Source organism: Streptomyces sp. NBC_01707 (assembly GCF_041438805.1).
Classification (GTDB): domain Bacteria; phylum Actinomycetota; class Actinomycetes; order Streptomycetales; family Streptomycetaceae; genus Streptomyces.
In genome coordinates this window covers 5,610,601-5,630,169 of the sequence record NZ_CP109190.1, presented here as the reverse complement: position 1 = coordinate 5,630,169, position 19,569 = coordinate 5,610,601, and the positions used below count along the sequence as shown (strand labels likewise).

The 19,569-nt window shown below is 69.7% G+C and carries 19 protein-coding genes; 7 read left to right on the top strand and 12 right to left on the bottom strand.

Annotated features, from left to right (window positions below; translation table 11 throughout):
- Window positions 1-114: 114 nt before the first annotated feature.
- From hpt to dacB, 4 genes are all read right to left on the bottom strand, one after another.
- Complete coding sequence (hpt, locus tag OG963_RS25370) at window positions 115-654, bottom strand: hypoxanthine phosphoribosyltransferase (protein ID WP_030972308.1); 540 nt, start codon at window positions 652-654, stop codon at window positions 115-117.
- A 99-nt stretch (window positions 655-753) separates the two neighbouring features.
- Window positions 754-1,872, bottom strand: coding sequence for a tRNA lysidine(34) synthetase TilS (gene tilS, locus OG963_RS25365; RefSeq protein ID WP_093777882.1), 1,119 nt, complete (start codon window positions 1,870-1,872; stop codon window positions 754-756).
- A gap of 198 nt (window positions 1,873-2,070) precedes the next feature.
- Window positions 2,071-3,204: a zinc-dependent metalloprotease gene (locus tag OG963_RS25360; RefSeq protein ID WP_030925255.1), complete on the bottom strand. Its 1,134-nt coding sequence runs from the start codon at window positions 3,202-3,204 to the stop codon at window positions 2,071-2,073.
- 49 nt (window positions 3,205-3,253) lie between these two features.
- Window positions 3,254-4,759 (bottom strand): D-alanyl-D-alanine carboxypeptidase/D-alanyl-D-alanine-endopeptidase, encoded by a 1,506-nt coding sequence (dacB, locus tag OG963_RS25355; RefSeq protein ID WP_371126472.1) that lies wholly within the window; start codon window positions 4,757-4,759, stop codon window positions 3,254-3,256.
- An 86-nt stretch (window positions 4,760-4,845) separates the two neighbouring features.
- On the opposite strand from dacB, the gene OG963_RS25350 reads away from it, so the two are divergent.
- Window positions 4,846-5,340, top strand: coding sequence for an inorganic diphosphatase (locus OG963_RS25350; RefSeq protein ID WP_003968257.1), 495 nt, complete (start codon window positions 4,846-4,848; stop codon window positions 5,338-5,340).
- Window positions 5,341-5,564: 224 nt separating this feature from the next.
- Complete coding sequence (locus OG963_RS25345; RefSeq protein ID WP_093777886.1) at window positions 5,565-7,268, top strand: threonine/serine exporter ThrE family protein; 1,704 nt, start codon at window positions 5,565-5,567, stop codon at window positions 7,266-7,268.
- Between the two features lie 25 nt (window positions 7,269-7,293).
- Here the strand turns inward: OG963_RS25345 and OG963_RS25340 are convergent, their stop codons facing one another.
- Entirely contained in the window at window positions 7,294-8,004 is a 711-nt protein-coding gene (locus OG963_RS25340; protein WP_093777888.1) for a DedA family protein, read from the bottom strand.
- 146 nt (window positions 8,005-8,150) lie between these two features.
- On the opposite strand from OG963_RS25340, the gene OG963_RS25335 reads away from it, so the two are divergent.
- Entirely contained in the window at window positions 8,151-8,513 is a 363-nt protein-coding gene (locus OG963_RS25335) for a YbjQ family protein (protein ID WP_030925239.1), read from the top strand.
- A 44-nt stretch (window positions 8,514-8,557) separates the two neighbouring features.
- On the opposite strand, the gene OG963_RS25330 is transcribed toward OG963_RS25335, so the two are convergent.
- Entirely contained in the window at window positions 8,558-9,316 is a 759-nt protein-coding gene (locus OG963_RS25330; protein ID WP_093777890.1) for a MerR family transcriptional regulator, read from the bottom strand.
- Between the two features lie 148 nt (window positions 9,317-9,464).
- On the opposite strand from OG963_RS25330, the gene OG963_RS25325 reads away from it, so the two are divergent.
- From OG963_RS25325 to OG963_RS25315, 3 genes are all read left to right on the top strand, one after another.
- Entirely contained in the window at window positions 9,465-10,742 is a 1,278-nt protein-coding gene (locus OG963_RS25325; protein ID WP_319329657.1) for an ion channel protein, read from the top strand.
- 103 nt (window positions 10,743-10,845) lie between these two features.
- On the top strand, window positions 10,846-11,469 hold the full coding sequence (gene wrbA, locus OG963_RS25320; protein ID WP_093777894.1) for an NAD(P)H:quinone oxidoreductase: 624 nt from the start codon (window positions 10,846-10,848) through the stop codon (window positions 11,467-11,469).
- Window positions 11,470-11,528: 59 nt separating this feature from the next.
- Window positions 11,529-12,953, top strand: coding sequence for a glutamate decarboxylase (locus OG963_RS25315; protein ID WP_371799482.1), 1,425 nt, complete (start codon window positions 11,529-11,531; stop codon window positions 12,951-12,953).
- Between the two features lie 44 nt (window positions 12,954-12,997).
- Here OG963_RS25315 and OG963_RS25310 read toward each other — a convergent pair whose 3' ends face one another.
- The 6 genes from OG963_RS25310 to OG963_RS25285 form a co-directional block, all read right to left on the bottom strand.
- Window positions 12,998-13,828 (bottom strand): ABC transporter permease, encoded by an 831-nt coding sequence (locus tag OG963_RS25310; RefSeq protein ID WP_371799481.1) that lies wholly within the window; start codon window positions 13,826-13,828, stop codon window positions 12,998-13,000.
- Window positions 13,825-14,772 carry an ATP-binding cassette domain-containing protein gene (locus OG963_RS25305; protein WP_093931259.1) on the bottom strand — a complete coding sequence of 316 codons (948 nt, stop codon included), beginning with the start codon at window positions 14,770-14,772 and terminating at the stop codon, window positions 13,825-13,827. Before OG963_RS25305 ends, OG963_RS25310 begins: the two co-directional genes overlap by 4 nt.
- A gap of 87 nt (window positions 14,773-14,859) precedes the next feature.
- Window positions 14,860-15,501 (bottom strand): PadR family transcriptional regulator, encoded by a 642-nt coding sequence (locus OG963_RS25300; protein ID WP_093931260.1) that lies wholly within the window; start codon window positions 15,499-15,501, stop codon window positions 14,860-14,862.
- A 193-nt stretch (window positions 15,502-15,694) separates the two neighbouring features.
- A complete protein-coding gene (locus OG963_RS25295) occupies window positions 15,695-16,231 on the bottom strand; it encodes a DinB family protein (RefSeq protein WP_093777900.1) in 537 nt (178 codons plus the stop codon).
- Between the two features lie 100 nt (window positions 16,232-16,331).
- Window positions 16,332-17,789 (bottom strand): aldehyde dehydrogenase family protein, encoded by a 1,458-nt coding sequence (locus OG963_RS25290; RefSeq protein WP_371799480.1) that lies wholly within the window; start codon window positions 17,787-17,789, stop codon window positions 16,332-16,334.
- Window positions 17,790-17,843: 54 nt separating this feature from the next.
- Window positions 17,844-18,725, bottom strand: coding sequence for a helix-turn-helix transcriptional regulator (locus OG963_RS25285; protein WP_078878977.1), 882 nt, complete (start codon window positions 18,723-18,725; stop codon window positions 17,844-17,846).
- Window positions 18,726-19,031: 306 nt separating this feature from the next.
- Between OG963_RS25285 and OG963_RS25280 the strand changes: the two genes are divergently transcribed.
- Entirely contained in the window at window positions 19,032-19,556 is a 525-nt protein-coding gene (locus OG963_RS25280) for an ATP-binding protein (RefSeq protein WP_256224051.1), read from the top strand.
- The last annotated feature ends 13 nt before the right edge of the window (window positions 19,557-19,569 follow it).

Here is a 19,569-nt window from a genome sequence, read left to right as displayed (position 1 = left end):
CGAGGACGTCTGTCAAACGTGCCTTCGAAGGCTTCAACGCCGCGCGGCGGTCAAGGGTTCCCCGGCAGCCCGCCCACGTCGGATGCGGACCGGGGAAAGAGGGGTCGCGGCCGGTCAGCCGCCGTAGACGTGCGGGGCGAGCGTCCCGACGAAGGGCAGGTTGCGGTACTTCTCCGCGTAGTCCAGCCCGTAACCGACGACGAACTCGTTGGGGATGTCGAAGCCGACCCACTTGCAGTCGAGCGCGACCTTCGCCGCGTCCGGCTTGCGCAGCAGGGTGCAGATCTCCAGGCTGGCGGGCTCACGCGAGCCCAGGTTCGACATCAGCCAGGACAGCGTGAGGCCCGAGTCGATGATGTCCTCGACGATCAGGACGTGCTTGCCCTTGATGTCGGTGTCCAGGTCCTTGAGGATCCGGACGACACCGGACGACTGGGTGCCCGCGCCGTACGACGAGACAGCCATCCAGTCCATGGTGACGGGGGTGGACAGTGCGCGCGCCAGGTCCGCCATCACCATCACTGCGCCCTTGAGGACGCCGACGATGAGCAGGTCCTTGCCCGCGTACTCCGCGTCGATCTTCGCGGCCAGCTCGACGAGCTTCGCGTCGATCTCTTCCTTGGTGAGGAGCACCGCCTGAAGGTCGGTACCCATGTCCTTCTCGTTCACCCGCGTCTCTTCCTTTGCCTGCCCGGTCCGGGGTGGTGTCCCGGACCTGCGCGGCCGCTCGCCTGCATGTCAGCCGCTTGTGCGTCAGCTCTGCCGAATCACCAGTCTGCCACCCTGGCGCCGGGCTTCGACTCGGCCGGGGAGGTTGATGGCCTGCTGGCCGCGCCAGCCGGTGATCAACCGGTCGACTTCTTCGATGTGCCGGGCGAACAGCGAACCGGCCGGAGCGCCCGCCTCCACGGCCGCACGGCGCAGCACCCGGCGGCGGACGGCGGGCGGCAGCGCGTACAGCTTGGCGCATTCCAGCTGCCCGGCGTCGTCGCGTACGGCGGAGTCGGCCTCGGCGGCCCAGGTGTCCAGGGCGTCGGCGTCGTCGCGGGAGAGCTGCGCGGTACGGGCCAGGGCCCCTACGACGCCTTTGCCGAGAGCCTTCTCCAGGGCGGGCAGGCCCTCGTGACGCAGCCGGGAGCGGGTGTAGGCGGGGTCGATGTTGTGCGGGTCGTCCCAGACGGGCAGGGACTGGACGAGGCAGGCTTTGCGGGCGGTCTGCCGGTCGAGCTGGAGGAAGGGGCGGCGGTAGCGGCCGGCCGGGCCGGATGCGGCGGCCATGCCGGAGAGCGAGCGGATACCGGAGCCGCGGGCGAGGCCGAGCAGGACCGTCTCCGCTTGGTCGTCGCGGGTGTGGCCGAGCAGCACCGCGGCGGCGCCGTGCCGCTCGGCCGCCGCGTCCAGGGCGGCGTAGCGGGCGTCACGGGCGGCGGCCTCGGGACCGCCCTCGCTACCGACGTGCACGGCGACGGCCTCGACCGGGTCGAGGCGCATGCCCCTGAGCCGGGCGACGACCTCGGCGGCGCGGTCGTCGGACCCGTCCTGGAGATTGTGGTCGACGGTGATACCGCCGGCCCGGACGGCCAGCTTGCGGGCCTCGAAGGCGAGGGCGGAGGCGAGCGCCATGGAGTCGGCGCCTCCGGAACAGGCGACCAGCACCAGCGGGGTGTCGGGCCGTTCGGGAAGCGCGGGACGGTCGGCGAGTGCGGCGCCGCACCTGCCCGTGCCGGCTTCGGCGAACTCGGGGCGGGAGGCGCGCTCGGTATGTGCGATGTGTCCGTCGTGATCGGTGCGTTCGGCGAATTCGTTGAGTACGTCGTGGAGTACGCGGCGGACCGCCAGGCGTATCGCCGCGACCGCAGGATGGGGACCCATGTCCGGTGCCCTTCGTGAAGTTTTGGGGGGTGCTTCGAAGCGTCGGCACGGACAAGTGCCGTCACTCAGAGTGCGTCGATGGTGACAGAGCCGGGCCGCCCATCGAGCATTGCACGCCTTTCCATGCCCCTACGGTCCCTCGGATGGGTGATTACCGGCGCGTACATCTGTCGTCTTCCCCCGTCGGCCGCCCCATGATCACGACTCTGCCTTACGGTGCACCCTCGCGATCCAGTCCGCCGGAGCGGCGATCTCAGCCTTGGTGGGGAGGGTGTTCGGGGACGTCCAGACCCGGTTGAAGCCGTCCATGCCGACCTCGTCGACCACGGCGCGTACGAACCGCTCGCCGTCCCGGTACTGACGCAGTTTGGCGTCGAGCCCGAGGAGCTTGCGGAGCGCCTGGTCGAGCCGCGAGGCGCCGCGCGCCCGGCGCTGCTGGAACTTCTCCCGGATCTCGGCGACGGAGGACACGACCTCGGGGCCGACGCCGTCCATCACATAGTCCGCGTGCCCTTCGAGGAGGGACATCACGGCCGTGAGCCGGCCGAGGATCTCGCGCTGGGCAGGGGTCTGCACGATCTCCACGAGGCTGCGGCCGCCGTCCTCGCCGTCCTCGCCCTCGGGCCGGCCGCCGGCGAGCGACTGGGCGGCCTCGCGGAGCCGCTCCAGCACGGTCATCGGGTCGACGTCGGTCTCGTCGAGGAATGACTGGATCTCACCCTGCAGATGGTCGCGGAGCCACGGCACACCGGTGAACTGGGTGCGGTGGGTCTCCTCGTGGAGCGCGACCCAGAGCCGGAAGTCGTGCGGGTCGACATCGAGTTCACGCTCGACGTGCACGATGTTCGGGGCGACCAGCAACAGCCTGCCGCCGCCGTCGGCCGAGCCCGGGAGGTCGCGGCCGGCCGGGGCGAAGGTCTCGTACTGGCCGAGCACCCGGGAGGCCAGGAACGACAGGAGCATGCCCAGTTCGACACCGGTGACCTTGCCGCCGACCGCGCCCAGTACGGCGCCGCCCGGGCTGTTGCCGCGCCGGTCCTGCATCTTCTCCAGGAGGGGGCGGAGCAGTTCGCGGAAGCCCGCGACGTTCGCCCTGATCCAGCCGGCCCGGTCGACGACCAGGACCGGGGTGTCCTCCGGTTCGGACCCCTCGGGGATCATCCGCGTGAAGGAGCGGACGTGTTCCTCCGCGGACTTGGCATGCCGGCGAAGCTCCGCGACGACTTCGCGGGCCTCCTCGCGGCTGATGTCGGGGCCCGGCCGTACAAGCCGGGTCGCGGTCGCAACCGCCAGATTCCAGTCGACCATCTCGGCACCACCGATGCTCGTCATGCGTCAACCGTACGTGCTCGGGTCGCTCCGCGGTGAGCTCTTGACCGGCTCACCCGTTGCGGGCGGCGAGGCTCGCGGCAAGGGCGTCGAGCGAGGACTGGGCCTCGGACGGCGAGGTCGTACCGGATGCCAGGAAGGCGAAGGCGAGCAGTCGCCCCCGGCCGTCGACGACGGTCCCGGCGAGGGTGTTCACCCCGGTGAGGGTGCCGGTCTTGGCACGGATCAGACCGGTGCCGCGCGACGTCTCGGTGTACCGCTTGCTGAGGGTGCCACTGAAGCCGGCCACCGGGAGGCCGGTGAGGACCGGGCGCAGTTCGGGGTGGTCCGGGTCGGCGGCGCGGGCCAGCAGCCCGGCCAGCAGCCCTGCGGTGACCTTGTCCTGCCGGTTCAGTCCGCTGCCGTCGGCGAACTTTGCGCCGTTCAGCGGCAGATGCAGCTTCTTCAGCTGCGCGGTGACGGCCCGTCGGCCGCCGTCGAAGTCGGCGGGTTCGCCCGCGGCCAGGGCGGTCTGCCGGGCCAGCGCCTCGGCGATGTCGTTGTCGCTGTTGGTCAGGGCGCGTTCGACGAGGGCGGACAGCGGGGCGGAGAGGTGCTCGGCGACCGGGCGGGACTTGGCTGCCGGGCGGCCGGACACCGGCCCGGAGCCGGTGTCGATGTCCGCGTCGTTCAGCAGTCCGGCGAAGGCGCGGGCCGCGTCACCGGCCGGGTCGCCACTGCGCGGGGCGGGCCCGCTGTCCGTACCGTCGAGCCGCCCCTCGTCCACCATCAGGGCGCTGACCGGGGCGATGTTCTCGTTGGGGCCGATCGGGTGCAGTGCGGGTCCGGAGTACCGGGACGTGTCGTACGCGAGCCGGACGGTGTCGATGCCGCGGTCGCGCAGCGCGTGCACGGTGTCGGCGGCCAGCTCGCGCAGCGCCGCCTTGTCGAGCGTGGGGTCGCCGCCCCCCACGAGGGTGAGACTGCGGGAGTCCGGTGACGCCTGGACCGTCGTGGCGATGCGGTGTCCGGGGCCGAGGGCGGAGAGCGCGGCGACGGTGGTGGCGATCTTGACGGTGGAGGCGGGCGTCATGGGAGTGTCGGCCCCCTTCCCGTACAGCCGCTTGCCGGTCGCGGTGTCGATGACGGCGGCGGTACGGACCGTGCCGAGCGCGGAGGCGTTCAGCAACGGGGTGAGGGTGCCCCGGAGATCGGCCGTTGCTCCGTCCGGGGTGTCCGGGGCGTCCGGGGCGGACTTGTCGACCCCGGTGCTCAGACCCGTGAGGACCGCCGGGGCACTGGGGGCCGGGGCCGGTCCGGACGGCGCGGTGGCCTCGTGATGTGCGCCACCTGTACGGCTCCTGGCGGCAGCCCACTCCTGCTCGGCCTTACGCTGACCCGAGTCCCAGGGGCCGGCGGCGAGGACGGCGCCGGCTGCGAGCGCCAGGCCGAGGACGGCGGAGCCTGCCGTGAACTGCCAGTTGCTCAGTCCGTGCAACCTGTTCGGGCGGGCCGCTCCGGTCGGCCCGCGGAACGCTCTCAACGGATTGATCGACGGTCTTTTCACCGGCTCGGCCACCGTTGACCAGCCCCTTTCGCGAGCACACATCTCCGTGGGGGACACTTAATCACCAGTCGTATGTGTTGATCATGGAGGAGCCACCCGTGGAGTTCGACGTCACCATCGAGATCCCGAAGGGTTCGCGGAACAAGTACGAGGTGGACCACGAGACCGGTCGGATCCGCCTGGACCGTCGACTCTTCACCTCGACCAGCTACCCGGCGGACTACGGCTTCGTCGAGAACACCCTCGGCGAGGACGGTGACCCGCTGGACGCGCTGGTCATCCTGGACGAGCCGACCTTCCCCGGCTGCCTCATCAAGTGCCGCGCCATCGGCATGTTCCGCATGACGGACGAGGCCGGCGGCGACGACAAGCTGCTGTGCGTGCCGGCCTCCGACCCCCGGGTGGAGCACCTGCGCGACATCCACCACGTGTCGGAGTTCGACCGCCTGGAGATCCAGCACTTCTTCGAGGTCTACAAGGACCTGGAGCCCGGCAAGTCCGTCGAGGGCGCCGACTGGGTCGGCCGCGCCGAGGCGGAGGCCGAGATCGAGGCCTCCTACAAGCGCCTCGAGGCGCAGGGCGGCGCGCACTGACACCTGCGGTCCCGCAGCCGTCGGACCGGCTCGACGCCGATTCCGTATGCGGCCCCGCGCACGGTCCGTAGGGTCCCGCGCAAGGTCCGTTCGCGGTTCAGCGCAAGGAACGGGCGGCACACCTTTCACAGGTGTGCCGCCCGTTTCGCGTCTGCGCCCATGTCCGCGCCCATACTGGGCACAAGCGCAACCGAAGACGCGCAGCCAAGAAGGAGCGAGGTCGAGTGGTGGCGGAACAGGGCGGTCCCGAGGACCAGAAGCCCCAGTCCGACGAGGCGCGCAGCGCCTTCGTCCCGCCGGAGGGGGTGGGGAAGTCCGCAACTCCGTCGGAGGACGACCATCCCACGTCGGAGTTCGCCATTCCGGCCGGTCTGACGCCCGAGCCCACTGGCGCAGGTTCCGCTTCCGGCTCCGGATCGGGTTCGGGCAGCGGCTCCGACACGATCGGTTCCGCGTTCGCCCCACCGCGCACCCACGGCGTCAAGCAGGCGCCGCCCGCCTTCACCCCTGCGCACGGCATTCCGATGGTCCAGCTGACCAAGGAGGCCCCCTGGCAGGACCGGATGCGCACGATGCTGCGGATGCCCGTCGCCGAGCGGCCGGCGCCGGAGCCGGTGCAGAGGCCGGACGAAGCGGGGCCCGCGGTGCCGCGCGTGCTCGACCTGACCTTGCGTATCGGGGAGTTGCTGCTCGCGGGCGGCGAGGGTGCGGAGGACGTCGAGGCCGCGATGTTCGCGGTGACCCGCAGTTACGGTCTCGACCGCTGCGAGCCGACGGTCACCTTCACCCTGCTGTCGATCTCGCACCAGCCTTCACTGGTCGACGATCCGGTGACGGCGAGCCGCACCGTACGCCGCCGCGGCACCGACTACACCCGGCTGGCGGCCGTCTTCCGGCTCGTCGACGACATCACCACCGAGGACGTCGAGGTCTCCCTGGAGGAGGCGTACCGGCGGCTCGCCGAGATCCGGCGCAACCGGCATCCGTATCCCGGCTGGGTGCTGACGCTGGCCGGCGGCGGGCTGGCCGGTGCGGCGTCGGTGCTGGTCGGCGGTAACGCGCTGGTCTTCGTGGTGGCGGCGGTCGGCGCGATGCTCGGCGACCGGCTCGCCTGGCTGTTCGCGGGGCGCGGGATGCCGGAGTTCTACCAGTTCGTGGTGGCGGCGATGCCTCCGGCCGCGATCGGGGTCGCACTGACCCTGACCCACTCGACGGACATCCGGCCGTCCGCCGTCATCACCGGTGGGCTGTTCGCGCTGCTGCCCGGGCGGGCTCTGGTCGCGGGCGTCCAGGACGGCCTGACCGGCTACTACATCACCGCGGCCGCCCGGCTCCTCGAAGTCATGTACTTCTTCATCGCCATCGTCACCGGTGTGCTGCTGGTCCTGTATCTGGGGGTGCAGCTGGGCGCCCAGCTCAATCCGGAGGCCCGGTTCGTGGCCCACGACCGGCCGGTGGTGCAGATCCTGGCGTCGATGGCGCTCTGTTTCGCCTTCGCGATCCTGCTCCAGCAGGAACGGTCCACGGTGCTCGCGGTGACCCTCAACGGCGGCGTGGCCTGGGTGATCTACGGGGCGATGGCCCGGACCGCCGGCATCTCGCCGGTGGCGGCGACGGCGGTGGCGGCGGGCCTGGTGGGGCTCTTCGGGCAGCTGTTCTCGCGGTACCGGTACACCTCGTCGTTGCCGTTCATCACAGCGGCGATCGGTCCGCTGCTGCCTGGTTCGGCCACGTACTTCGGTCTGCTGGGTGTCGCGCAGAACGAGCTGGACCGGGGGCTCGCCTCGCTGTCGACCGCGGTGGCGACGGCGCTGGCCATCGCGATCGGGGTGAATCTGGGGAGCGAGATCTCCCGGCTGTTCATGCGGGTGCCGGGAGCGGTCGGCGGGGCGAACCGCCGCGCGGCCAAGCGGACACGCGGCTTCTGACGCCTTCCGCCTTCACGGAGGCGGTTCAGCGCTTGGCGTGGCGGCCGCGCTGGCCCGGGGCCGGGTTGCCGCCTGCGAGCGGGCTCCGGTCCTCGCCCTGGGCGGCCGCTTCCTTCTTCGCCTTGCTGCGGGCGCGCAGGAACTCGATCGCGATCGGCACCACCGAGATCAGCACGATCAGGACGAGCATCGCCTCGATGTTCTTGCGGACGAACTCGATCTGGCCGAGCCCGGCGCCCAGCAGCGTGACGCCGACACCCCAGAGCACGCCACCGATGATGTTGAACGTGATGAACGAGCGGTAGTTCATCCGGCTCACACCGGCGATGATCGGCGTGAACGTACGCACGACGGGCACGAAGCGGGCCAGGATCAGCGACTTCGGACCGTACTTCTCGAAGAATTCGTGGGCCTTCTCGACGTTCTCCTGCTTGAAGAGGCGGGAGTCCGGCCGCTTGAAGAGCGACGGGCCGACCTTGCGGCCGAAGAGATAGCCCACCTGGTCGCCGATGATCGCCGCCAGCGCCACGAGGACGCAGACCAACCACAGAGGGGTGTGCAGTTTGTCCGTCGTCACCAGCAGGCCCGTGGTGAACAGCAGCGAGTCACCGGGCAGGAAGAAACCGATCAGCAGCCCGGACTCGGCGAAGACGATGACCAGCACACCGAGCAGCCCGAACTGCCCGATGAGATGGTCCGGGTCCAGCCAGCTCGGTCCGAGCGCAAGCGTATTCAAGGGTCCGGGCTCCAGGATCGGTCGATGGCGGCTGCGTGGCCGCCCAAAGCTATCAACGCCACAAGGCGCCTCCGGGTTCCAGTGGCCCACGCGAGGATGCACAGGGGGTGAACCGGGACAAAGCTGTCCCCAGGAGGTGCCACACGATGGGCATTGAAGATTACGGCGGCGGTCAGACGCAGTCCGAGGTCCTGATCGTCACCACCAATGACGTCCCCGGCTACCAGGTGACCCAGGTGATCGGCGAGGTGTTCGGCCTGACGGTGCGCTCGCGTCACCTCGGCAGCCAGATCGGCGCCGGGCTGAAGTCGATGATCGGCGGCGAGCTGAAGGGGCTGACCAAGACCCTCGTCGCCACCCGTAACCAGGCCATGGAGCGGCTCGTCGAGCAGGCCATGGCACGCGGCGCCAATGCGGTGCTGATGATGCGCTTCGATGTGACGGAGGCGGCCGATGTGGGCACGGAGGTCTGCGCGTACGGCACGGCGGCCGTGATCAGCAGGATCTGACCGCCCCGACGGGGGCCGAGGCGCCTCGGCCCCCGTACAAGGAGTTACGCCCGACGCTCCGCGTTGGCGTCGATCGCGTCCCGAAGGTGCTCGGCCAGGCCGGGCCGGATCGATTCGTAGTACGCGCGGAACTGCGGGTCGCCCACGTACATCTCGCCGAGTCCCCGGTGGATCTCGTAGGTGCATTCGTAGAACCATGTGGAGATGTGGAGACGGTGCGCCTCGGCCAGCTCCATCGCCGCCTCCGAGCCGGCCGGCTCGCCCGCCTCCATGACGGCGGTGTAGGCCTCGCTCCATGCGGCGACCTCGGCCTGCATCCGCTTCCAGTCCTCCTTGGTGTAGCGGGCCACCCGGCGCTGCGACTCCGCGTACGTGGCCGTTCCGCCCCAGCGGCGCTCGGCCTCCTCCGCGTGCTCCTCCGGGTCCTTGACCCCGAAGACCTCGAACTTCTCCTCGGGCGTGAGATTGATGCCCATCTTCCGTGCCTCCATGGCTGTTTCGACGGCGGCGGCCATCTTCTGGAGCTCGGCGATCCGGCCGGACAGCAGGGCGTGCTGACGGCGCAGGTGGTCCTGCGGATCCGCGTCCGGGTCGTCGAGCAGCACCGCGATCTCTTCGAGCGGGAAGCCGAGCTCCCGGTAGAACAGGATCTGCTGCAGCCGGTCGAGGTCGCCGTCGTCGTAGCGCCGGTGACCCGCGTGGCTGCGCCCGCTGGGCGAGAGCAGTCCGATGCCGTCGTAGTGGTGCAGTGTGCGCACCGTGACTCCGGCGAAACCGGCGACCTGTCCCACGGAGTGATCCACGGTTCCCGCCCCCTTCTTCGATTCGCTCTGTGCGTCGGTACGTGTCCGAGCCTGAGGCCTGACGTGACGTGAGGTGCAAGCCCGAATTGCCCTCACACTTGGATCAGATTGGCGCATTATGCGGCTTTTGCGTCGCTAGGGTGAGCCGATGGTCTCCGACTCCCCCGTGCCCGCCGAGTCCGCCTCCGCACGCCGTCTGGTGCTCCTCATCGTGCCCGCCCTGGTCGTGGGCGTGGCCTCGGCGCTCATCCTGCTCGGCATCAGTCTCCTCGCGGAGCAGCTCCAGGACGTGCTCTGGGAGACGCTTCCCCAGGCGCTCTCCATCGGCGGGTACTCCTCGCTGTGGATGATCGTGATGCTCACCGCCACGGGCCTCGCGGTCGGCCTGGTGATCCGCACGGTGCACGGTCACGCCGGACCCGACCCGGCCACCACCGGGCTGGTCGATCCGCCCATGCCGCCGGACGTCATCCCAGGGCTGCTGGTCGTGACGGTCCTGGCGCTGGCGGGCGGGGTCAGCCTCGGGCCCGAGAACCCGATCACCGCCGCCAATATCGCGCTCACCTTCTGGCTGGGCCGCCGGATCGCCCCGCAGACTCCGGCCACCCTGTGGATCGCTCTCGCCTCGGCCGGCACCATCGGCGCGCTGTTCGGCACCCCGATCGCCGCGGCCCTGATCCTCTCCGAGTCGCTCGCGGCCGACGGGGGCGCACCGGGCGCACTCTGGGACCGGCTCTTCGGCCCGCTCGCGGCGGGTGCCGCGGGGGCACTCACCATGTCGTTGCTGGCCCACCCCAGCTTCGGCCTGTCACTGCCGCCGTACCCCGGCCCGCACTGGGGGGATCTGCTCTCCTCGGTCGTGATCACGTCGGCCGCGGCGCTGCTCGGACTGGCGGCGGTGTACGCGTTCCCGTACGTGCACCGCGCCTTTCGCACCCTGCGTCATCCGGTCCTGATGCTGACCTGCGGCGGCCTGGTGCTCGGTCTGCTCGGCGCACTCGGCGGCCATCTCACGCTCTTCAAGGGGCTGGACGAGGTGAAGGAGCTCAGCGCCGATCCGAACGGCTGGTCGGCCGGCCAGTTCGCCGCCATGGCGGTGGTGAAGACCGTCGCGCTGGTGACCGCCGCGACCTGCGGCTTCCGGGGCGGCCGGATCTTCCCTGCCGTGTTCGTCGGCGTGGCGCTCGGGTTGTGCGCCCATGCCGCCGTCGACGCGGTGCCGCCGGCGCTCGCGGTGCCGTGCTCGGTGCTGGGGGTTCTGCTGGCCATCACCCGGCAGGGCTGGTTGAGCCTGTTCACGGCGGCGGTGCTGGTCGGCGACACGGGCGTACTGCCGCTGCTGTGCGTCGCATCGCTGCCGGGCTGGCTCCTGGTGACCGGGCGGCCGCAGATGCAGCTCCACGGGGACGGCACACCACTGAGGTGAACCGGGCCCGAACTGCGCCTGTCCGACGCGCCGGTTGCGCCGGCTGTCCGTATCGTCACATCCATATGACCGTGTCCCGGTCTGCCCGTCGGAGGTTTCCGTCATGCCCACGCCTGTCAACGTCGCCGTCATCTACTACTCCGCCACCGGCACCGTCGCGACCATCGCCGAGGCCATCGCGGAGTCCGCCGGGAGGGCAGGCGCGGAAGTACGGCTGCGCAAGGTGACTGAGCTCGCGCCGCAGGCGGCCATCGACTCCAACCCGGCCTGGGCCGCCAACGTGAAGGCGACCGCCGGCATCGCCGAGGCCTCGAAGGACGACGTGGTCTGGGCGGATGCCGTGATCTTCGGGTCGCCGACCCGGTTCGGCAATGTCGCCGCCCAGCTCAAGGAGTTCCTGGACCGGCTGGGCGCCCTCTGGCAGGCCGGCCATCTCGCGGACAAGGTCTACAGCGGTTTCACCGCCACCAGCACCCCGCACGGCGGTCAGGAATCCACGCTGCTGGCGCTCTACAACTCGGTCCATCACTTCGGCGGCATCCTCGTCGCCCCCGGTTACACCGACCCGTCGAAGTTCGTCGACGGCAATCCCTACGGCACCTCGCACATCGCCGGGCAGGGCGACATCCCGGTGGGTGAGCAGACCCTGACCGCTGCCCGGGTGCAGGCCGAGCGGGTCGTGAAGTTCACCCGCGCCATCAAGTCCGGCCTCGCGGCCGAGAACTGACCCGAGCAGGCCACCCGCCACCGTCGTCGCCGCCACCAGCTGAGAAGGACTGTCCGCCGATGCCTCTCCACAAAGGTTCGAATCGCGACAAGGAACCGTCCAAAGAGCGGCGCAGGCGCGCCTTGAACCCGTTCTTCGGGGAGGCCGATCCGACGGCCGGGATGACGTCCGCGCCGCCGCGGCACCGGCTGCCCGACGGACCGCTGCCGCCCTCGACCGCGTACGGCCTGGTCCATGACGAGCTGATGCTCGACGGAAACTCCCGGCTCAATCTCGCCACCTTCGTCACCACCTGGATGGAGCCCGAGGCCGGGGTGCTGATGGGCGAGTGCCGGGACAAGAACATGATCGACAAGGACGAGTACCCGCGCACCGCCGAGCTGGAACGCCGCTGTGTGGCGATGCTCGCCGACCTGTGGAACGCCCCCGACCCGACGACGACTGTGGGCTGTTCGACCACCGGCTCCAGCGAGGCCTGCATGCTCGCCGGCCTGGCGCTCAAACGCCGCTGGGCGGCCAGGAACGCCGACCGCTACCCGGCGACCGCCAGGCCCAATCTGGTCATGGGCATCAATGTGCAGGTCTGCTGGGAGAAGTTCTGCAATTTCTGGGAGGTCGAGGCCCGGCAGGTCCCGATGGAGGGCGGACGCTTCCATCTCGACCCGCAGGCCGCCGCGGAGCTCTGCGACGAGAACACCATCGGCGTGGTCGGGATCCTCGGCTCCACCTTCGACGGCTCGTACGAGCCCATCGCCGACCTCTGCGCGGCCCTGGACACTCTCCAGGAGCACACCGGCCTCGACATCCCCATCCATGTCGACGGCGCGTCCGGAGGGATGGTGGCGCCGTTCCTGGACGAGGACCTGGTGTGGGACTTCCGGCTCCCCCGGGTGTCGTCCATCAACACCTCCGGGCACAAGTACGGACTGGTCTACCCGGGCGTCGGCTGGGTCCTGTGGCGCTCACCCTCGGATCTCCCCGAGGAGCTCGTCTTCCGGGTCAACTACCTGGGCGGCGACATGCCGACCTTCGCGCTGAACTTCTCCCGGCCCGGCGCGCAGGTGGTGGCGCAGTACTACACCTTCCTGCGGCTGGGCCGGGACGGCTACCGCGCCGTTCAGCAGGCCTCCCGCGACGTGGCGAGCGGGCTCGCCACCCAGATCGAGACGCTGGGCGACTTCCACCTCCTCACCAGGGGTGACGAGTTGCCCGTCTTCGCCCTGACGACCGCCCCCGACGTGCATGCGTACGACGTCTTCGACGTGTCACGTCGGCTGCGCGAGCACGGCTGGCTGGTGCCCGCGTACACCTTCCCCGCCAACCGGCAGGATCTGTCGGTGCTCCGGGTGGTGTGCCGCAACGGCTTCTCCTCGGACCTCGCGGAACTGCTGTTGGAGGACCTCCGCCTGCTGCTGCCCGAACTGCGAGGCCAGCGGCACCCGTTGAGTCATGACCGGAAGGCCGCGACGGCCTTCCACCACTGACCGAGGAGCAAGCCGGCGGCGGCCGGGCCGGGATCGGACTCGGGTCAGTGGCTCAACCGGGCGAACCGCCGCACCGCAAGCGGAAAGAAGACCGCGATCAGGGCCACCGGCCAGCCCACCGCGAGCAGTCCGGCATGCTCCGCCGCCCAGGATCCCCCGGCCCCGCCCGGGTTGCCGAACAGGTCGCGCACCGCCGTGGCCGTCGCCGACATCGGGTTCCATTCGACGACCGCACCCAGCCCGCCCGGCATCGACTCCGGTGCGGCGAAGACGTTGGAGAGAAAGCCGATCGGCCAGACCAGGATCTGCACCGCCTGCACCATCTCCGGCCTTCCGGCCACCATCGCCAGCTGGATGCCGATCCACAGCATCGCGAACCGCAGCAGCAGAAGCAGCCCGATCGCCCCCAGCGCCGCCGCCACCCCGTTGTGCCAGCGCCAGCCGACCGCGTACCCGACCCCGATCATCACGGCGAGCGCGGCCACCGACTGGAGCATGTCCGCCACGCTCCGGCCGACCAGCACCGAACCGGACACCATCGGCATGGAACGGAACCGGTCGATGACTCCCTTGGTGAGGTCCTGGGTGACCGCGAGCATGGTCGACTCCAGACCGAACGCCATGGTCAGCGCGAGCATGCCGGGCACCAGGAACTCGGTGTTGTCGCCGTCGACGCCCTGCCCGCCACCGACCAGGTAGTTGAACATCAGCAGCAACATCACGGGGAAGACCAGGCCGACGACGACCCGCACCGGCTGCCGGGCCCAGTGCGCGAGCTCGCGCCGGGTCATCGTCCATGAATCGGCCACGGCCCAGCTGATCGTGGTCGCCCCCCTCGCGCTCCTGCCGGCCGTTCCCGTACCGACCGCGCTCATGCCACCACCTCCGCGTCGTCCGTCCGCCTGTCGGTGAGGGACAGGAACACCTCGTCCAGGGTCGGGCGGCGCACCGCGATGTCCTCCGCCTCGATGCCCGCCTCCTCCAGCGCCCGCACAGTCCGGGTCAGCGTCACCATCCGGTCCCCCGCGGGCGCCCCGATCAGCCGCCGGTCCGCATCCACGACCACTCCGTCCGTCAGCAACCCCGCCGCGGCGCCCAGTTGTGCCGCGTCACGTATGACGACATCGATCCGGTCCCCGCCCACCAGCGCCTTCAACTCGTCGGCCGTGCCCTCTGCGGCCACCCGTCCGGCGTCGATCACCGAGATCCGGTCCGCAAGCTGATCGGCCTCCTCCAGGTACTGCGTGGTCAGCAGCACGGTCGTGCCGCCGCCGACCAGCGAACGCACCGCCGCCCACACCTCGGCCCGCCCTCGCGGGTCGAGCCCGGTCGTCGGCTCGTCCAGGAAGAGCACCTCGGGGTCGGTGATCAGCGAGGCGGCCAGATCGAGCCGCCTTCGCATACCGCCGCTGTACTCCTTGACCGCCTTGCGGCCGGTGTCCGCGAGCCCGAAGCGGGCCAGCAGCTCGTCGGCCCGCACGCCCGAACGGCGTGCGCCCAGGTGGTGGAGCCGGCCGAACATCTCCAGGTTCTGCCGGCCGCCGAGCTCCTCGTCGACCGCCGCGTTCTGCCCGAGCAGACCGATCCGTCGCCGGATCTCGCCGGCCCGGCTCCGTACGTCGAACCCCGCCACCTCGGCCCGACCCCCGTCGTGCCGCAGCAGCGTGGACAGGATGCGTACGGCCGTGGTCTTGCCGGCGCCGTTGGGGCCGAGCACGGCATGCACCGTGCCCCTGGCGACCTTGAGATCGAGGCCGTCCAGGGCGCGCTTGCCCCCGTACCTCTTGTGCACATCTTCGAGAACGATCGCGTCGGTCAAAATCGCCACATCCTCTCGCCACAGCGATCTAGTCAAACTTGACTAGATGCAGAAGGTAGCCGCGACTCCCTCATTCGTCAAACTTGATTAGTCGTCGTCCCCGGGATCCGGGACACCCGTCGCGTACGGGTTCTCCGCGCCCTCGGCGAGTACGCCGACGAACGGATCACCCTCCCCCGCGAAGGTGTACGCGCCGCCCTCGATCCGCGCGATCAGCCCTCGCGTCCACTCGGCCCCGGCGTCCGCGGAGTGGACCCACATGTTCATGATCTCGCCGATGTGGCCCAGCGACTCGGGCCCGTCCTCCGGCGTGTAGTACTCGGTGACCGAGGCCCGCCAGGCCGCCAGCCCCGCCACCCGCTCCCTCAGCAACGCGATCGCCTCGGACCGCTCCAGGTCGACGATGAAGCCGATGCCCGCCGACAGCACGTCCATCTTCTGGTCGTACGCGGTCAGCGCGGCGCGCAGCAGCGCGAGGTACTCCTCGGTGCCCCGCTCGGTGATCTCGTACTCGGTGCGGGGCGGGCCACCCGCGGTGCTCGGAGCGATCTCGTGGGCGACCAGCAGCCCTTGCTTCGCCATCTGCTTCAGAGCGTGGTAGATCGAGCCCGGCTTGGCGTTGGACCACTCGTGGGCGCCCCAGTACTCCAGATCGTTGCGGACCTGATAGCCGTGCGCCCGGCCGTGCTGCCGCACGGCCCCGAGGACCAGCAGCCGGATCGCGGACATCCACTCACCCTTCCTATTCAACTTTGACTAGGGTAAGGGTTCTGCGTCATCCCTGGCGGGCGCACGACGACAGGTGCGGCGCCTCGCCGCGTTGTCGGAACACCCCGATACGACCGGCACGATGACGCCCCTCCGCCTCGCGACGCCCCCTCCGACGCGGCGCGCCGATCCACCAGGGATTACGGGACAGCCCTCAGCTCGCGTCCTGCGCGATCAACTCGAACGCGGTACGGCCGTCCAGGGACTCCCGGATGATGTCGGCATGCCCGGCGTGCCGGGCGATCTCCTCGACAAGATGGACCAGCAGCCAGCGCATCGAGCACTTCTCGTCCTTCGGGAACCAAGGCGCCTCGGGCAGCGGGAACGTGTCGTTCATGCTGTCCACCGAGTGGACGAACTCCTCGGTCTCCGCCGCCACCTTCGCCCAGAACTCAAGCATCTGCGGGACGTTCTCGTCCCCGACCAGCCGGAAGCTGTCCGCCCAGGTCTCCTCGGTGCGGGCCTTCTCATTGGGGCGCTGCTGGGCGAGACACAGCCAGTTCAGCTCGGTCTCGGCGACATGCTTGAGCAGCCCGGAGAGGGAGAGTCCACTGGCGCTGGGCCGGCTCGCCGCCTGCTCCTCGGTCAGCCCGATCAGCGAGCGCCGGACAGCGCCGCGCTGCGCCTCCACGAAGGAAAGGAGCGCGCCGCGCTCGTCGCCGTGAGCCTCTGCGGGAACGTGAGTGACCATGGTGTCCGCCCTTCGGAGTTCGGGCTTGCGCCCGGTGTCTTCCTGACACCGACCAAGCTACGGACCCTTGCGGACAGCTTCGGTCCTCAACAGGCAGGCATCAGAGCGAGAATTCGGTCCGGCCGTGCTGTATCGAGATCCACTTCTGGGTGGTGAACGCCTCCACGGTCGCATCGCCGCTCAGCCGCCCCGCTCCGGAGAACTTCTCACCGCCGAAGGCGACCAGCGGGTCGTCCTGGATGGTGGAGTCGTTGACGTGGAACATCCCGGTGACGATGCGCTTCGCGAACCGCACCCCGCGTTCGGCGTCGGCCGTGTGCACGGCGCCGCTCAGCCCGTACGGGGAGTCGTTGGCGATCCGTACGGCCTCCTCCTCGCCGTCGAACGTCATCAGCAGCGCCACCGGGCCGAAGATCTCCTGGGCCAGCAGCGGGGAGTCGTCCGGCAGCCCGGTGAGGACGGTGGGTTCGACGAGGTTGCCGTGGGTACGGCCCCGCACGAGCGCCATGGCGCCTTCCGCGATCGCCTGGTCGACCAGCGCGGTCAACGCGTCAGCCTGGAAGGTGTTGATGACGGGGCCGATCTGGGTGGCCGGATCCCGCGGGTCGCCGGTCCTGAGCGCGGCCACCCTGGCGACGAACTTCTCGGTGAACTCCGGCGCGACGGAGCGGTCCACCAGGATGCGGTTGGCGGCCATGCAGACCTGCCCCTGATAGACGAAGCGGCTGAAGACCGCAGCGTCGACCGCGTAGTCGATGTCCGCGTCGTCCAGGACCACCAGGGCGCTGTTGCCGCTGAGTTCGAGGACGGCGCGCTTGAAGAGTCCGCCGGCGGTCGCGCCGACATGGCGGCCGACCCGGTCCGAGCCGGCGAAGGAGATCACCTTGGGTACGGGGTGCGCTATGAGCGCGTCGCCGATCTCGGCGATGTCGGTGACCAGGACGTTGAGCAGACCTGCGGGCAGCCCGGCCTCCTCGAAGATCCTGGCGATCAGTCCGCCGCCGACCACGGGGGCGTTCTGGTTGGGCTTGATGACGACCGCGTTGCCGAGCGCCAGGGCCGGCGCGACCGACTTCATCGTCACCAGGAAGGGGAAGTTGAAGGGGCTGATCACACCTATGACGCCGACGGGCACCCGGTAGACGCGGTTCTCCTTGCCGTCCACCGGGGACGGCAGGATCCGACCCTCGGGGCGCAGCGCCTGCTGAATCGCCTCGCGCAGGAAGTCCTTGGCGCAGCGGATCTCGTACTCCGCCTTGAGCCGGGTGCCGCCCAGCTCGTCGATGATCGCGCCGATGATGTCCTCGGTGAGTTCATCGGTGATGCGCAGGGCGCGTTCGAGGACGAGGCGGCGTTCGTACGGATTGACGTCGGCCCAGATCCGCTGGGCGCGCTCGGCGGCGCGATAGGCCTCGTCGACCTCCTGTGCGGTGGCGACGGTGATCGCGGCGAGCTTTTCGCCGTTGTACGGATTGAAATCGATGATGTCCCAGGAGCCGGAACCGGTCCGCCACTCACCGTCGATGTACTGGTTGGCCAGCTCATTGAAGAAGGACATGCGATCCCTTACTGCAGGTGCAGACTCCTGTTGAGGCGCCATCGTACTGATGTCTCAGGTCAGTTGGAGCAGGCCGCGGAGCAGATCACGGCTCTCTTCGGGACCCGGACTGTCCTGATGGAGCCGCGTCATGGCCTTTTCGTACTGAGCGACTTCCTCGCGCTTGTCCAGATAGAGCGCACTTGTCAGCTGCTCCAAATAGACAATGTCCGACAGATCGGATTCCGGGAAACTCAGCATCGTAAAGGAACCGCTCTCGCCCGCATGCCCGCCAAAACTGAAGGGCATCACCTGGAGCGTGATGTTCGGCTGCTCCGACATTTCGATCAGATGCCGCAATTGCGCCCGCATCACCTCGCGTTCGCCGTACGGGCGGCGCAGCGCGGCCTCGTCCAGCACGGCATGGAACCGCGGCGCCCGTTCGGAGACGAGGACCTTCTGCCGCTCCAGCCGGAGCGCGACCCGGCGGTCGATCTCGGCGGTGGGGGCGCCGCGCATGCCGCGGGAGACGACGGCATGGGCGTAGGCCTCGGTCTGCAACAGACCGTGTACGAACTGGACTTCGTAGATCCGGATGAGCGAGGCCGCACCCTCCAGACCGATGTAGGTCTGGAACCAGCCGGGCAGCACATCTCCGTAACTGTGCCACCACCCCGCCACATTGGCCTCGCGTGCCAGACCGAGCAGGGAGTCGCGCTCCGCCTCGTCCGTGACGCCGTAGAGCGTGAGCAGGTCCTCGACGTCCCTGGCCTTGAAGCTCACCCGTCCCAACTCCATGCGGCTGATCTTCGATTCGGAAGCCCGGATGGAGTAGCCGGCCGCCTCGCGGGTGATGCCGCGCGAGTCGCGCAGCCGCCTGAGCTGTGAGCCCAGCAGGATGCGCCGCACCACAGATCCACTCGACTCGCCTGCCGCCACTGGTCCAACCCTCCCCATCGCTTCCTGGGCATCGGGGCTCCCCCTGAACCCCAAGAGCCGGATTCTGCCATCAAAACGCTTCAGCCCGTACTCATTCGATTACGGAAATGAGAAGACTTCCAGAAAGCCATGAAACTGGCCGTGGGAAGAAATGAGCAAGAACCGGCACGGGATCGGACAGGTCCGGCGCGTGCACGTGCATCTGCCCTTGCATCTGCCCAGCGCATTCGGAACCATGGACCCCGCGCACCTGCGTGCTCGTTCGTGTTGTGCCGCTGTACCACCGCAGTACCGCTACAGCCGCGAATCCCGGGAGTGCCTCGCATGGGGACGAATGGATCGACGATGCTCGAGCCGTTACGGCAGGGGCTTCCCCCCATCGATCCCTCAGCCGTCTCCGGATCGGCCACCTGCACCCTTCCGGCCCGGTACGAAGCCGTGGGCGGGGCCAGGCAGTTCACCAGGGCGACGCTGAACCGGTGGGAGCTGAGCGACCGCTTCGACGATGTCGCGCTCGTCGTCTCCGAACTCGTCACCAACGCCCTGCGGCACGCGCTGCCGACGGACGCCCCGAGAGATCCCCAGGACTCTCCCGTACGGCTGCACTTGATGCGTTGGACCTCGCGACTGGTGTGCGCGGTGCGCGACCCCAGCCAGAAGAGCCCTGTCGCCGCCGAGGCCGCCGACTCCGCGGAGTCGGGCCGGGGACTGTTCCTGGTGGAGTCGTTCAGCGACAGCTGGGGCTGGCATCTGTCACCCGCGCCGGGCGCGGAGAACCTGTCGGCGGGTGCGCCGGCGCTGACCGGCAAGGTGGTCTGGGCGCTGTTCCGGCTGTCCGACGACGCGTGACGCGTACGAGCCC